This window comes from Pseudodesulfovibrio pelocollis (assembly GCF_030282845.1).
Taxonomy (GTDB): Bacteria; Desulfobacterota; Desulfovibrionia; order Desulfovibrionales; family Desulfovibrionaceae; genus Pseudodesulfovibrio; species Pseudodesulfovibrio pelocollis.
The window spans coordinates 24,409-37,498 of sequence record NZ_JASTWE010000037.1 but is presented as its reverse complement, the minus strand read 5'-3'; the positions used below and the strand labels follow the sequence as shown (position 1 = coordinate 37,498).

Below are 13,090 nucleotides of genomic sequence, written 5' to 3'. Positions count from 1 at the left end.
CGCCGTTTAATATTCTCGAGGGTGGCTGGATGAATGAGCTTGTAGCGACAATTTCTTCTGTTTTACGGGTGGGGTTGTATTTGTACTTACTCTTCCAAACGGCCATAGGATTTATGCTGTCGGCGTTTTTTGTGCTTATCATTTTCGAGTATTCTGATTTTGAATTTTTGCCTCCTGGTCTGTTTTTGCCAATGATAGTCCCGGTGTTCTTGGCAAGCATTTTTTTATTAAAGAATATACGCATGAATTTTCCATTGTCCAAGGCTAGGCGGGCTACCATTTTTTGTGCAGCTATCGTCAATGTTCTAGTTCCAGCATGTATATTGTTCTTTTGCCTCATAGCCCCCTATCACCTGAAAGAGTCGTATTTCGATTTGGGAAGCATACTGTCAGCCAATTTCTTCATTTTGCTAGTAGTGTTTTCCTCCCGTTTACATGGTTTTGTCTTTGGTCCTGATGGACAGAGATAGCATTCACCTGACATCGCACCCCCTCCCTATTCCCCTGCCCCATTCTTCTCCCCTGGCTACTCACAGGCCGTCTCCGAGCCGTGGACCGAGGGCAGGGTGACGGTGAAGGTGCTGCCATGGCCGGGGGTGGAATCCGCACGGATGGTGCCGCCGTAGTGCTCGACGATCTCCTTGCAGATGGCCAGGCCGAGCCCGGTGCCCGGCGCTTCGGTGATCAGCGTGTCGCCCGAGCGGGCCTTGTAGAACTTGTCGAAGATGTGGGGCAGGTCCTGGGGCGAGATGCCCATGCCCGTGTCCTCCACGGTGACGGTCAGGCTGCCCACGCCGCCGCTGACCGTGACCTCGATGCTGCCCCTGCGGGTGAACTTGCAGGCGTTGTTGATCAGGTTGATGAGCACCTGCTGGATCTTGTCAGGGTCGGCGTGAATCAGAGGGGCCACGGGCGGCAGGCAGAGCCGGAAGTCGATGCCCGGCCGGGCCGCGATGACCCCGGCCAGGGCGTCCACGGCCTGGCGCACCACCCGGCACGGGTTGAGGAATTCGTCGTTCCAGGCCGCCTTGCCCGCCTCGATGCGGTTGATATCCAGAAAGTCGTTGATCAGCCTGGTCAGGCGCTCGCCCTCGGTCTCGATGATGCCGAGGTTCTGGCGGATGCGCTCGCCCTTGGCCTCCTGGGCCGGGTTGGCGGCCAGGGGCTGGAAGTGGCGCACGAAGTCCTTGCGCGTGAGCTTGGCAAAGCCCCGGATGGAGGTCAGGGGGGTGCGCAGCTCGTGGGAGATGGACGAGACCAGGGCTGATTTGATCTGGTCAAGCTCTGTCAGCCGCTGGTTGGCGGTTTCCAGCTCGGCGGCCTTGGCCCGCAGTTCGGCCGTGCGCTGCTCGACCATGTCCTCAAGTTCGTTGTTGAAGCGCGTCAGCTCCTCCTCGTTGGACTTGCGCTCGATGGCCAGGGCCACCTGCTCGGACACGGCCTCCAGAAAGGTCACGTCCGCGTCGGTGTAGTGGCGCGGGTTGCTGTAGTGCTGCACGGCCATGGCCCCGAGGGTGCGGCCCTTGAGCTTGAGGGGCACGCCCAGCCAGACTGCGGCGGGCGTGCCCACCACGCCGATGTTGCGCGCGTCCTCGGGCGGGATGGGGGCGGCCTGGGAGAGGAAGAGCGGCCTGCCGGTGCGCAGGATGTGCACGGTCAGCCCCCGTGTCTCGGGGTTGCTGACGTTGCGGATGTCGTAGAGTTCGTCCATTTCGTCGGCGAAGTAGGAGAAGACCACGCGGTCGCCCGGCTCGTCGTGCAGGGCGATGAAGAAGTTGGTGGCGTCGATGACCCGGCCGAGGACGGCGTGGATGGTCTCGTAGAGTTCCTGCAGGGTGTCGGTGGTGCCGATGGCCTTGGATATGTCGTAGAGGGCCTGGGTGGTATGCTCGTTGAGCTTGCGCCGGGTGATGTCTGCGTGGGTTCCGGCCAGGCGGAATATCCGGCCTGACTCGTCGCGGGCGCTGGCACCCCGGCCCTGGATCCAGCGGTAGGAGCCGTCCTTGTGGCGCATGCGGAACTCCACCTCGAACTGGTCGGTTCGCCCCTCGGCGCAGGCGGCGTTGGCCGCCACGACATGGGCCAGGTCGTCGGGGTGTACCGCGTTCTTCCAGGCGTCCAGGGTGTCGGGAAACTCGCGCCCGGCGTAGCCCAGTATCGCCTTGTAGCGGGCCGAGTAGAAGACCCGGCCGGTGTCGAGATCCCAGTCCCAGATGCCGTCGTTGGACCCCCTGACCACCAGGGCGTAGCGCTGTTCGCTTTCGCGCAGGGCGCGCTCCATGCGGGCGCGGTCGGTGATGTCGATGAGGGAGCAGACGATGTCGTCGGTGTCCGGGATGGCCTGGACAAAGAGATGGACCCGCCTGCGTCCGCCCCGGCGGGTGAGGATGGTTATCTCGTAGTCGTCCGGGACCGTGGTGTCGCCGAGGCGGCGGCGCCGGTTGTAGTCGCGAACGCGTTTCAGGTCTTCCGGGGCTACGAAGACATTCCAGGGCTTCCTGCCCACCACCTCGGCCGCGGGCCAGCCCACCAGGGCCACGAACTGGGAGTTGCAGCGGCGGATGACCGCGTCGGCCCCGAAGATGATCATGGCCGAGCCCGTGTGCTCGAAGAGGGTGCGGTAGTATTGTTCGCTGAGTAGGAGCGCGGCCTCGGCGCGCTTGGTCTCGGTGACGTCGATGACCACGCCGCGCACGCCCGTGGCCCGGCCGTCCTTGAAGACCCCTTGGGAATAGACCCGGATGGGGAAGGTGCTGCCGTCCCTGCGCATGGCGAGGTATTCCTCGCCGTTTGAGCCTGTGCCGCGCAGGGCGCTGGAGATGCCCGCCCTGGCCCGGTCCACGGAATCCGGATGGAGTATCTGGTGGAGCTGCAACCCCCGCGCGAGGTCGGTCGCGTCGAACCCGAAACACTTGAGGGCAAAGGTGTTGGCGTAGACGAGGCGGCCGGAGATATCCACCTCGTAGATGATCTGTGGCAGGCCGTCGATCATCTGCCGATAGCAGGAGTCGTCGCGTTCCTTGGCCTGACCCTCTGCCTGCCTCGCGGGACATGCCTCCCCATTTTCTTCCGTGCGGGGCGCTGCGCGTCCGGTCGCGGGGTCCATTCCTGTCTTGTTCATGTCGCCCGGCATGTTGTCTCCTGCTTGAGTCAATGGCTCACACCGTAACAGAGATTCGGACAGGAATCAGCAATTATAACGTCCTGATTCCATTGGCTCGGCTGACGACTGAAGACGTTATAAATAACGCTGGCCCACTTTTCGGAAGCAGATTTTGGTGATATAACCACGCATTGGATTCGATTCAAAGAAGTGCGCCCGGAGGTGCCCATGCTGAGAAAAGTCACCATTAACGCCCGCATGATCCTGCTCATCTGCGCCATTGTCCTGTTTACCGTGGGTTTTGCCCTGACAGCCTACAACGGCGTGTCGCGGGTCAAGGATGTGGGTGTGGAGCGGTCTGCCGCAGCCATGCTCGAAGGCGAGCGGCGCAAGCTTCATGTGGCGACCCATTCCATGGCCGTGGCCGTGGCCGAGGCCCTCAAGGGCGTGGAGGGCGAGGAAGCCCGCAAGGAACTCATCCGCAAGCTGATCGCGCCCATCCGCTTCGAGGACGACGAGTCCGGGTATTATTTCGTCTATGAAGGGACCATCAACGTGGCCCTGCCCACCAACACCAAGCTCCAGGACACGGACCTGGCCGGATTGAAGGACAAGGACGGCGTGGCCCTGGTGGTGGAGTTGGACAAGGTCTCCCGGGCCGGGGGCGGCTTCGTCACCTATGTCTGGCCCAAGCCGGGCAAGGGCGACCAGCCCAAGCTCTCCTACGCCGAGCTGATCCCCGGCACCCGCATGTGGATCGGCACCGGCGTCTATCTGGACAACGTGGACGAGGAGCGGACGGCCATCGCGGCCGACATCGACGGGCTGGTCTCCACCTATGTCCTGGGCATGGGCGGCGGCTCCTTCGCGGTCTTCCTGCTGGTGGTCCTGCCGCTGTGCCTGCTCATCGCCCGCTCCATCATCCGGCCCCTCAACGAGGCGGTGGAGCTGGCCGACCAGGTGGCCCGGGGCGACCTGACCCGTGAAATATCCGTGGAATACAACGACGAGCCGGGCCGTCTGGCCGCCTCCCTCTCAGCCATGATCCACCGGCTGCACGATATCGTGGGCCGGGCCAAGGACGGGGCCAACCGGGTCGCCACCGGCAGTTCCGAGGTGACCACCTCGGCCCAGTCCGTGTCCGACGGGGCCAACCGGCAGGCCGCCTCGGTGGAGGAGGTCTCTGCCGCCATGGAGGAGATGATAGGACAGATCGGCCGCAACACCGAGAACGCGCGCCAGACAGAGAAGATGGCCGCCCAGTCGGCCCTGGACGCCCAGAAGGGCGGCGACACGGTCATGGAGGCCGTGGACTCCATCAAGCATATCGCCGAGAAGATTTCCATCATCGGCGAGATAGCGCGCCAGACCAATCTGCTGGCCCTCAACGCGGCCATCGAGGCCGCCCGCGCGGGCGAGGCAGGCAAGGGGTTCGCCGTGGTGGCCAGCGAGGTGCGCAAACTGGCCGAGCGCAGCGGCACGGCAGCGTCGGAGATCGGCGAGCTGTCTTCCGCCACCCTGGCCAAGGCTGACGAGGCGGGCAACATGCTTGCCAGAATGGTGCCCGACATCCGCAAGACTGCCGACCTCGTGCAGGAAATATCGGCGGCCAGCATCGAGCAGAACGCCGGTGCCCAGGAGATCAACAAGGCCATCCAGGAACTGGACACGGTCATCCAGCAGAACGCGGCCTCGGCCGAGGAGCTGGCGGCCACGGCCGAGGAATTCACCGAACACGCGGCGCGGTTGCAGCAGGGCATGGAGTTCTTCACCCTGGCCGAGGGCTCTTCGCCCGGCCGGACCTCCCTCGAACGGCCCGCACCCACCCGGGCGCGTGTGGTCCGGCAGACCGAGGCGCGGCCCGCGCCAGCCGCTCCGAGGCTCGCTGCGGCCACTCCGGTGCGGCCGCCCATCCAGGCCCCGATCAAGCCCAAGCCCGGCCCTGAGCCCGAATCAAGGCCAAAGGAAAGCGCCAAGCCCGCCTCCCAGCCCGAGGCCGGGGGCGGTGGCATCGACCTGGACATGGACGACGACTTCGAGAAGTTCTGATTTCGTTCCGGGCCTTTCTCTTCGAAACCAAGGCCCCGCTCCGTGCGGGGCCTTGGTTTCGTGATTCTTCACGCCTTCCTGTTTTCGATCAGGCCCTTGGTGGTTGCGCCCGGCCCGATTCCTGATATACTGGGGCAAACCGCTATTCCCGGCGTCGTTGCCGGGCAGGAGGGGGGTGCGCATGGATTCGCAGTTCGTGGAGCGGCTGGAGGCGGCCGAGGTGGCCCGGTTCGTCGAGCAGGGCGAGGGGGTGCTCATCGACACGCTGCCGCCCGAGCATTTCGCGGCACGGCACATTCCCGGCGCCATAAACGCCTGCGTGTACGAGATGGTTTTTTGCGAAACCGTGGCCGCCCTGGTGCCTTCCATGGGCGTACCCGTGGTGCTCTACGGCGCGGGGCCGGACTCGCGCGACTGTCTGGCCGCGGCCGACAAGCTGGCCCGGCAGGGCTACACCGATGTGGCCGTGTTCCACGGCGGCCTGGAGGTATGGCGGGCCGAGGGAAGATCCCTGGCGGGCACTGCCCCGGACGAGGTGGAGCCGCCGCATCCGGTGCCGACCCTGGAATCGAGGACCTACCGGCTGTGCCCGGACGAATCGATCCTGCGCTGGACAGGGCGCAACGTCAACAGCACGCATCACGGCACCCTGCGCTTCGCCTCCGGTGAATTCGACTGCGCGGGCGATGGGCCAAGGGGCCGCTTTGTCATGGACATGACCACCATCGCCAACCTGGACCTGGCGGGCGGCGAGTTGCAGCCCGTGCTGGAAAAGCACCTGCATTCCGACGATTTCTTCTTCACGGCCATGTTCCCCGAGGCCGTGTTCACCACCACGGCCGTGCGGCTGGCCGATGAAGCCCAGGCCACCCGGCCCAACGCCATGATCCAGGGAACGCTCTCCCTGTGCGGCGTGGGCAACGAGATCGCCTTTCCGGCCCATATCCGCAACCTCGACCCGGACCGCCTGACCATCATCGCCAACCTCGATTTTGACCGCACCGAGTGGGGCGTCATCTACGGCTCGTCGCGGTTTTTCAGGCACCTGAGCTACCATCTGGTCTTTGATTTCATCTCCGTGGAATTCAGGTTGGTGCTTGAATAGCTGGTCTTCATTCAGCAGCATTATGGCACCATAGAGCCTAATGTTCAAAAATATACAGATTAACGAGGCTCACGCATGAAGAAAGAAGCACGGCTACTGCTGGAACGGGCCTATGACTCACTCCTTTTGAGCATTGAGTTGTTCAACCGACCCAATGACCGAGGTCGGGTCAATGCAGTCCTGATCCAGTTGGACCATGCGTTCGAGATGCTCCTCAAGTCCGCAATTTTGGCCCGTGGGGGTGCCATTCGAGAGCCGAAGGCTAGGAATACCATTGGCTTCGACGCATGCGTCCGCAAGGGCGTAAGCGAGGGGGCCATCAAATTTCTGTCTGACGAACAAGCCGTCACTCTCCAAGCCATCAACGGTTTGCGGGATGCAGCGCAACATCACCTGCTCGACATCATGGAGGCACAACTTTACGTGCATGCCCAGTCCGGCGTGACTCTTTTTCGCGACTTGCTGAAGAGCATCTTCAAGCAGGAGCTTTCGGACCATTTGCCGGAGCGGGTGTTACCTGTTTCCACTATCGCCCCGACAGACATTATCACCTTGTTCGACCACGAAATCGAAGAAATTCGGAAGCTCCTTTCGCCGGGGAAGAGAATGCGCGTGGAAGCAGTTACGCGGTTGCGGTCCCTAGCGATTCTGGACACTACGATTAAGGGCGAGAAGGGACAACCGAGCAACGCGGAGTTGAACAAGGCCTGTCGCCGGCTTCAAGTTGGCGAAGACTGGGCAACAGTCTTTCAGGGGGTCGCAGCCATCAACATCATAACAGACGGCGAAGGGCCGTCCATTGCACTTCGCCTCTCCAAAAAGGAAGGCATTGAAACCCGCCTAGTGGCAGAGGGGACGCCTGGTGCCTCTGTTGTGGCGCTGAAGACAACGGACTCGACCGGTTATTACAGCTTGATGGCAACGAAGCTGGGTGAAAAGCTCGGGCTGAATCGTCACCAAGTTTTGAGCGTCATCAATTACCTTGGACTGAAGGACGACCCGCATTGCTACAAGGAATTCAAGATGGGTTCCCAATGCCACAAGCACTACTCGCCAAAAGCCATCGACGCCATCCGCAAGGCCTTGGAGGTCGAGCCGATTGAAGCTATTGTTGAGAAAATGAAACAGCGCAAGCGCGAACAATAAACGCCTTCCAAACAATAAAGGCCGCGATGTGGCGGCCTTTATTGCTGACTAGCTGTCGTCCAACCGTCTGAAATCACTTTGTGCATTTGCGCCTAATGCTGTCATCCAGACAATAAGCCCCGCCTACCTTTCAGTGGACGGGGCTTTTTCGTCAGCGCATTCGGGGTCAGATTTTCTGGTCCTGCTCGGCGAAGCAGGGAATGCACAGGGTCTGGCCGCCGAGCCTGCGGGTGCGCGATTCCATGGTCAACTCCCCGCACTGCTCGCAGGCCTGGCTGGTCAGGATTCTGGCGGGCCGTGGCGCGTCCATGGTCAGCGGGGCGATGGTGAACATCTCCTCAAGGGGCAGGGCCATGAATCGTTCCTGGAGGTCGGTGCGCAGCTCGGCCAGTCGGGCCTTGTCCCCGGCCGTGGCCGTTCCCGCGCCGCTCTTGGCCATGAGCGGTCCCATTTCGGTGTCCATGCCGCCCCGGGCCTCGGGCGCGAGCAGGGCGCGCAGGCCGGTGCCGCGTGCCCGGTCGAAGAAGGAGAAGGCCATCTTGCCCAGGTCGCGGTGGATGAGGTTGCCCTTGCCATAGGTGCAGCCGGTGAGCACCTGGATGGCGTCCACGCCGCACATGTCGGTCTCGCACACGGCCACCAGGTCGATGTCGCGGCTGTGGCCCAGTTCGCGCAGGGCGAGTTCGGCGGCCCGGATGCCGATGTGCAGGCCGGGGCATTCGTGTCCGTGGAAGTCGATGGCCTTGGCTATCTGGTCAGTGGGAATGCGGCAGGGCATGGTGGTGCTCCGGTGTTGCGGGTGAGTGGTCATGGACAGGGACGATGAGCGGGCGGCCGTGGACGTGGTGAATGTGCACGGGCAGGCCGTAGACCTCCTCGATGACCTCGCGGGTCACCTCGCGGGCGCAGCCGCGCGAGTGGATCACCCCGTCCTTGAGAAAGAGGACCTTGTCCGCGTAGCGCAGGGCGGTGTTCAGGTCGTGCATGGTCATGATGGCCCCGATGCGGTGCTCGTCCACCACCCGGCGGATCATGGTCAGGATTTCCACCTGGCTCTTGAGGTCCAGTGAGCTGGTGGGCTCGTCGAGCAAGAGCAGGCGAGGCTCCTGGACCATGGCCCTGGCGATGGCCACCTTCTGCAACTCGCCGCCGCTCAATTGGTCGATGTGGCGCATGGCCAGCGCGTCGAGGCGCAGCCGCCGCAGGGCGGATTCCACGATTTGAAGGTCGTGCTCGGTCACGCGCCAGCGGATGTGGGGCTTTCGGCCCATGAGCACGGCGTCGAACACGGTCAGCCGGGCCGGTTCGCTGCGCTGGGCCACGTAGCCGATGTTCAGGGCGATCTCGGCCGGGCGCATGGCGAGCACGTCGCGCTCCTCCACGAGGATGGTGCCCTGCATGGGCCGGTGGATGGCGTTGATGCATTTGAGCAGGGTGGTCTTGCCCACGCCGTTGGGGCCGAGGATGGCCAGCAGTTCGCCGCCCTGAAGGGAGAACTCCATCCCTTCGAGGACCGGGTGGCTGTTGTAGGTGAAGGCGAGGCCGTTGATGTCGAGGATCATGCCCGCTGCCCCCGGATGATCAGCCAGATGAAGACCGGTGCGCCCATGAAGGCGGTGAGCACCGAGACCGGCAGCAGGTGCGGGGCGAGCAGGAGCCTCGCCACCGTGTCGGACACCAGCAGGAGCAGGCCTCCGCCCAGGATGGACGCGGGCAGCAGGAAGCGGTGGTCCGAGCCGATGACCCGGCGCGCCATGTGCGGCACCACCAGCCCGACAAACCCGATGATGCCGAGGAAGGCGATGATCACCGCCGTGACCAGCGAGGCCAGGAGCATGCCCACCACGCGGACCAGCTCGACGCGCACGCCCAGGCCGCGCGCGGTCTCGTCGCCCGCGTCGATGGCGTTGTAGTTCCAGGCGTTGGTCAGGAAGTACGCACAGCAGGCCAGGGTCACGGCCGTGATCACCCCAAGCTCGCTCCAGGAGGCGCGCGACGTGTCGCCAAAGGTCCAGAAGACCATGGCCGCCAGTTGCACGTCGTCGGCAAAGTATTGCAGGAACATGGTCCCTGCGGTGAAGAGCGCGCCCAGGGCCACGCCTGTGAGGACCATGACCTCGGGCGTGGCACCGCGCAGGCGGGAGACCATGATGATGACGCCCGCGCCCAGCAGGCTGAAGAGGAAGGCCGCCCCGGTGGTGATGTAGGGGTTGGTGATGTTCACCGCGTCGGCGCTGGTGGAGGTCATGATCCCGCCGCCCAGAAACATGACCGACAGGGCCGCGCCAAAGGCCGCCGCGTGGGAGATGCCCAAGGTGAAGGGCGAGCCCAGCGGATTGCGCAGGATGGACTGCATGACCGCGCCGGACACGGCCAGCCCGGCACCGCCCACGATGGCGGTCAGGGCTTGGGGCAGCCGGATGTTCCAGACGATGGCGTCGATGCGCCGGGGCACCTCAAGCCCGGCCAGGCTGCGGGCCACGTCCGGGATGGGGATGCCTGCCGCGCCCACCGAGATGCCAGTGATCAGCGCGCCCACGAGGAGCACGGCCGTGGCGAGCACCACCGCGCTCTTCCAGCCGATGTAGCGACGGTATTCGGCGGGAACCTGGCCGTCGGAGAAGTGCATGTCAGTTCACCGGCACCTGGATGAAGGCGAAGTTGCCGAACATGCCGTTCATTTCTTCGAACAAGGGCTTGCCCAGCAGGAAGGTGTAGATTTCGTCGGCCTTGGCCGCCGGGTTCACATCTTCGAACCGGTCCGGGTGGACCAGCTTGCCGATGTAGAAGGCATCGGCCAGGATGGAGCCGAAGTTCTGGCTGTACCAGTTGTAGGGGAGCAGACCATACACCTTCCCATCGCGCACGGCGGCCATGGTGCGGTAGGCTGGGTCGGTGCGCAGTTCGTGCAGCCCGCCTGCCTTGTCGCCCATCTGGAGCGTGGAGAGATCAAGGAACAGGTACTCGGGGTTCCACTGCACGATCATTTCCTTGGCCACGTTGGCGTGGGTCAGGGCCTTGCCGGTCAGCCCCTCGCGGTGGGCGAGGTTGCGCACGCCCGCGAAGGTGAATGGCGGGTAGCCCGGCTCGGTGGACTGGAATCCGTGGGGACCGGACATGGCCACACCGCCGATGTACGCGGCCGGGCGGTCCTGCTCGGGGATGTCTGCCGTGCGCTGCTTGAGATCCTCGATCTGGCTCTCCATGAAGGTGATGACCGCCTCGGCCCGGTCCTGCCTGCCCACCACCTCGCCCATGGTGCGCAGGGATTGGTACAGTGCCTGCCTCTGGCTGCCGAGGGTGCCGTAGTCCAGCGTCACCACCGGGATGCCGGTCTTCTGTTGCAGCTCGACCGGGTCGTGTCCCCGGGTGGGGAAGGTCTTGAGGATGACCTGGGGCTGCGGCTCAAGGGTGAGGATCAGCTCCGGGTTGTCGTGGCCCCGGAACTGGCCGAACACCGGCAGGGTCTTGAACTGCGGATTGGCCATGGCGTAGGGGCGGGCGTCGAAGCTGCGCCTGCGCGCCTCGATGTCGTCCACGGCCACGGCCATGTGCTGGGCCTCAAGGTAGGTCAGGAGCCGCAGGCAGCCCGGGCCGGAGCAGATGACCCGGTTCACCTCGGAAGGAATGGACACCTCGCGGTTCATGGAATCGGTGATGGTGCGTTCTCCGGCCAGGGCCGGAGAGACGGGAAGCAGCATCAGCGCCGCCCCCAGGATTGAAAGCAGGTATGGTGTCGCGCGCATGGTCGGACCTCGTGCTGTGAGCGAAGCGCTTGGGCTCCACTTGGTTGCTACGGAAATGATTCTTGTAACACTGAAGGGATAACCAAAGCTAACGTGTAGGTCAAGCCGGTGCATTAATTCAGAGCGCTTAAGTATGATATGTGGCCGCGGGCTCTGGGTGGGGACGGCTGCGCAGAGTGTTGCTGGCAGGTTGGAGCGGGGTGATGCGGCGGCCTGTCTCGGCCATTATCCCAGGTGCGCGGGGCTGGGCTGGGAATCGGGGGTGGGATGTCCGCGGGCGGCCTGGGGGCGGCCGCCCGCGGAATTGGTGTTACTGCGGCATCACTGCCCAATCGGGGAGCATGTTGAGATCAACGCCCCAGAGCACGGGCAGGATGTAGACCACGAAGGCCGTGATCAGCATGGTGCCCACGATGTTCAGCCAGATGCCCGCCTTGGCCATCTGCTTGATGGACACGCAGCCCGAGCCGAAGATGACGGCGTTGGGCGGGGTGGCCACCGGGAGCATGAAGGCGAAGGAGGCGGCCACGCAGGCACCCACGATGGTGGCAAAGGGATGCACGCCCATGGCGATGGCCGCGCTGCCCATGATCGGCACCAGCAGGGTAGCGGTGGCGGTGTTGGAGGTGATTTCGGTCAGGAAGATGGTCATGAACACCACCACGCTGACGAAGACGAGGATGCTCGCGCCGTCGAGCCCGCCGAGCTGGGCGGCGATGTATCCGGCCAGTCCGGTCTTGGCGAAGCCGTTGGCCAGGGCCAGGCCGCCGCCGAAGAGCAGGATCACGTCCCAGGGAATCTTGACTGCGGTCTTCCAGTCGAGCAGGAACTCGCCCTTCCTGAAGTTGGTGGGGATGCAGAAGAGGACCAGCGCGCCCATGATGCCGATGGTGGCGTCGTGGATGTAGCCGAAGTTGGGCATGACCGAGGTGATGAAGGGCAGGTCCTTGATGAACTCGCGCGCCATCCAGAAGGTGGCCACGAAGCAGCCGACGATGACGATCTTCTTTTCCTCGGACGCCATGGGGCCGAGCTTGGCCAGTTCGGATTCGATGATGGTGCGGCCGCCCGCCAGTTCCATGTTGCCCGTGGGGAAGAGTACCTTGGTCAGCAGTACCCAGGCCAGGGCCAGCATGGTCACGGACAGGGGAACGCCAAAGAGCATCCACTGGCCGAAGCTGATCTGCACGCCGAACATCTTGTCGATCATGCCGACCATGATGGTGTTGGGCGGGGTGCCGATGATGGTGGCCACGCCGCCGATGGAGGCCGCATAGGCCACGCCCAGCATCAGCCCCTTGCCGAAGTTGAACTCAGGCCCGTCGTGGGGACAGGCGCGCAGGGTGCGGGAGTCGAATCCCGTGGCCTGCTGGATGACGGCCAGCCCGATGGGCACCATCATCATGGCCGTGGCCGTGTTGGACACCCACATGGACAAAAAGGCCGTGGCGATCATGAAGCCCATGATCATCCGGGCCGGGCTGGTGCCCACGAGCCTGATGGTATGCAGGGCGATGCGCCGGTGCAGGTTCCACCGCTCCATGGTCACGGCCAGGAAAAAGCCGCCCATGAACAGGTAGATGAGATGGTTGGCGTAGGGGGCCGTTGACGCTGCCGAACTCATGATGCCCAGGGTGGGGAACATGGCTATGGGCAGCAGCGATGTGGCCGGGATGGGAATGGCCTCGGTGATCCACCAGATGGCCATCAGTGCGGTCACGGCGGCCACTCGCCATGCCTCCGGGTTCATTCCCTCCGGGGTCGGAAGGATCAGGATCAGGACGAAGACGATGGGACCGAGGAAAAATCCGATGATTTTCCCCCGGCCGCTCTCAACGGGTTCAGCGCTCATTCTACCTCTCTCTCATGCTTGCGGCGCGCTTGCCGCGGTGATCGGACACAGAAAACCCAGTGCTGGCACCCCCTCATGAGAGAGGGGTG

The 13,090-nt window shown here is 63.8% G+C and carries 10 protein-coding genes; 3 read left to right on the top strand and 7 right to left on the bottom strand.

Going from position 1 to position 13,090, the window contains the following annotated elements; genetic code table 11:
- The coding region (locus QQS14_RS12595; protein WP_285907358.1) for a hypothetical protein at positions 1–340 on the bottom strand (340 nt) is incomplete at its 3' end.
- A gap of 186 nt (positions 341–526) precedes the next feature.
- Entirely contained in the window at positions 527–3,133 is a 2,607-nt protein-coding gene (locus QQS14_RS12590; RefSeq protein ID WP_285907357.1) for a PAS domain S-box protein, read from the bottom strand.
- Positions 3,134–3,331: 198 nt separating this feature from the next.
- On the opposite strand from QQS14_RS12590, the gene QQS14_RS12585 reads away from it, so the two are divergent.
- The 3 genes from QQS14_RS12585 to QQS14_RS12575 all read left to right on the top strand — a co-directional run bounded on the left by QQS14_RS12585 (position 3,332) and on the right by QQS14_RS12575 (position 7,403).
- Positions 3,332–5,152, top strand: a complete 1,821-nt coding sequence (locus QQS14_RS12585) for a methyl-accepting chemotaxis protein (RefSeq protein ID WP_285907356.1) — start codon at positions 3,332–3,334, stop codon at positions 5,150–5,152.
- A 181-nt stretch (positions 5,153–5,333) separates the two neighbouring features.
- Positions 5,334–6,257 (top strand): YceI family protein, encoded by a 924-nt coding sequence (locus QQS14_RS12580; protein ID WP_285907355.1) that lies wholly within the window; start codon positions 5,334–5,336, stop codon positions 6,255–6,257.
- Positions 6,258–6,332: 75 nt separating this feature from the next.
- A complete protein-coding gene (locus QQS14_RS12575; protein ID WP_285907354.1) occupies positions 6,333–7,403 on the top strand; it encodes a DUF3644 domain-containing protein in 1,071 nt (356 codons plus the stop codon).
- A gap of 166 nt (positions 7,404–7,569) precedes the next feature.
- Here QQS14_RS12575 and QQS14_RS12570 read toward each other — a convergent pair whose 3' ends face one another.
- From QQS14_RS12570 to QQS14_RS12550, 5 genes are all read right to left on the bottom strand, one after another.
- Positions 7,570–8,181: an FmdE family protein gene (locus QQS14_RS12570; RefSeq protein WP_285907353.1), complete on the bottom strand. Its 612-nt coding sequence runs from the start codon at positions 8,179–8,181 to the stop codon at positions 7,570–7,572.
- Positions 8,159–8,965, bottom strand: coding sequence for an ABC transporter ATP-binding protein (locus QQS14_RS12565; RefSeq protein ID WP_285907352.1), 807 nt, complete (start codon positions 8,963–8,965; stop codon positions 8,159–8,161). Before QQS14_RS12565 ends, QQS14_RS12570 begins: the two co-directional genes overlap by 23 nt.
- Positions 8,962–10,032 (bottom strand): FecCD family ABC transporter permease, encoded by a 1,071-nt coding sequence (locus tag QQS14_RS12560; RefSeq protein WP_285907351.1) that lies wholly within the window; start codon positions 10,030–10,032, stop codon positions 8,962–8,964. Before QQS14_RS12560 ends, QQS14_RS12565 begins: the two co-directional genes overlap by 4 nt.
- Position 10,033: 1 nt before the next feature.
- Entirely contained in the window at positions 10,034–11,149 is a 1,116-nt protein-coding gene (locus QQS14_RS12555; protein ID WP_285907350.1) for an iron ABC transporter substrate-binding protein, read from the bottom strand.
- Between the two features lie 310 nt (positions 11,150–11,459).
- Entirely contained in the window at positions 11,460–13,001 is a 1,542-nt protein-coding gene (locus QQS14_RS12550) for an SLC13 family permease (RefSeq protein WP_285907349.1), read from the bottom strand.
- Between the last annotated feature and the right edge of the window lie 89 nt (positions 13,002–13,090).

Coding starts and splice junctions, on each gene's coding strand:
- QQS14_RS12590 (WP_285907357.1), bottom strand. CDS start 3,133: ATGCCGGGCGACATGAACAAGACAGGAATGGACCCCGCGACCGGACGC.
- QQS14_RS12585 (WP_285907356.1), top strand. CDS start 3,332: ATGCTGAGAAAAGTCACCATTAACGCCCGCATGATCCTGCTCATCTGC.
- QQS14_RS12580 (WP_285907355.1), top strand. CDS start 5,334: ATGGATTCGCAGTTCGTGGAGCGGCTGGAGGCGGCCGAGGTGGCCCGG.
- QQS14_RS12575 (WP_285907354.1), top strand. CDS start 6,333: ATGAAGAAAGAAGCACGGCTACTGCTGGAACGGGCCTATGACTCACTC.
- QQS14_RS12570 (WP_285907353.1), bottom strand. CDS start 8,181: ATGCCCTGCCGCATTCCCACTGACCAGATAGCCAAGGCCATCGACTTC.
- QQS14_RS12565 (WP_285907352.1), bottom strand. CDS start 8,965: ATGATCCTCGACATCAACGGCCTCGCCTTCACCTACAACAGCCACCCG.
- QQS14_RS12560 (WP_285907351.1), bottom strand. CDS start 10,032: ATGCACTTCTCCGACGGCCAGGTTCCCGCCGAATACCGTCGCTACATC.
- QQS14_RS12555 (WP_285907350.1), bottom strand. CDS start 11,149: ATGCGCGCGACACCATACCTGCTTTCAATCCTGGGGGCGGCGCTGATG.
- QQS14_RS12550 (WP_285907349.1), bottom strand. CDS start 13,001: ATGAGCGCTGAACCCGTTGAGAGCGGCCGGGGGAAAATCATCGGATTT.